This is a genomic window from Candidatus Thorarchaeota archaeon (assembly GCA_013388835.1).
In the GTDB taxonomy this organism is placed as follows: domain Archaea; phylum Asgardarchaeota; class Thorarchaeia; order Thorarchaeales; family Thorarchaeaceae; genus JACAEL01.
The window spans coordinates 1-1,217 of the sequence record JACAEL010000121.1; the positions used below are offsets into that span (position 1 = coordinate 1).

At 62.7% G+C, this 1,217-nt stretch carries 1 protein-coding gene; it reads left to right on the plus strand.

What is annotated here, in order from left to right; genetic code table 11:
• The coding region (locus HXY34_14285) for an HsdR family type I site-specific deoxyribonuclease (protein ID NWF97302.1) at positions 1-1,217 on the plus strand (1,217 nt) is incomplete at both ends.

Genomic DNA, 1,217 nt, shown 5'->3' on the forward strand with positions numbered 1-1,217 from the left:
CAGCAAGGTCATCCTGCGCCCGCACCAGATGCGTGCGGTTGAACGGGTTGTCCGGCGAGCGGAGGAAACGGATAAACGCCGCGGCCTGATCTGGCACACACAGGGTTCCGGAAAGACCTACACGATGATCGTCGCCGCCAAGCAGATCATCGAGAACCCGAACTTCGAAAACCCCACGGTGCTCATGCTGGTTGACCGCAACGAACTTGAGGCTCAACTGTTTCGTAACCTCGCCGAGTGCGGGATCACCCACTGCGAAGTGGCCGCCTCGAAGCGCCATTTGCAGGAGCTGCTGGCCTCCGACCGGCGCGGCCTCATCGTGAGCATGGTGCACAAGTTCGACGACATCCCGGCGGACATCAACACGCGGGACAGCATCTTCGTGCTGGTGGACGAGGCCCACCGCACCACCGGCGGCGACCTGGGCAACTACCTCATGGGCGCGCTGCCGAATGCGACCTACATCGGCTTCACCGGCACCCCGATAGACAAGACGGCCTACGGCAGAGGCACCTTCAAGGTCTTCGGCACCGATGACCCCCAGGGCTACCTGGACAAGTATGGGATTGCAGAGTCCATCGAGGACGGCACCACCGTGCCCCTGCACTACACCCTCGCCCCCAATGACCTGCGGGTGGACCGGGAGACCCTGGAGCGCGAGTTCCTCAGCCTGGCCGAGGCCGAGGGCGTGAGCGACATCGAGGAACTGAACAAGATTCTGGAGAGGGCGGTCACGCTTCGCACCATGCTCAAGAAGCCCGAGCGGGTGGCGCGGGTAGCGCAGTATGTGGCCGAACACTTCCAGGAGTTCATCGAGCCGATGGGCTACAAGGCATTCCTGGTGGCCGTTGACCGGGAGGCGTGCGCCCTCTACAAGGATGCGCTTGACCAGCACCTGCCGCCGGAATACTCCCGCGTCGTTTACAGCCCCTTCCATCACGACAAACCCGAACTTCGGCGTTACCACCTTTCCGACGACGAGGAGAAGCGTGTCCGCCGGGCTTTCCGCAGGCCGGATGAACTGCCCAAGATTCTGATCGTCACCGAGAAGCTGCTGACCGGCTTCGACGCACCCATTCTCTACTGCATGTATCTCGACAAGCCGATGCGCGATCATGTGCTGCTCCAGGCTATCGCCCGCGTCAACCGTCCGTATGAGGACGAAGAGGGGCGACGCAAGCCCGCCGGGTTCGTGCTCGACTTCGTCGGCATCTTCG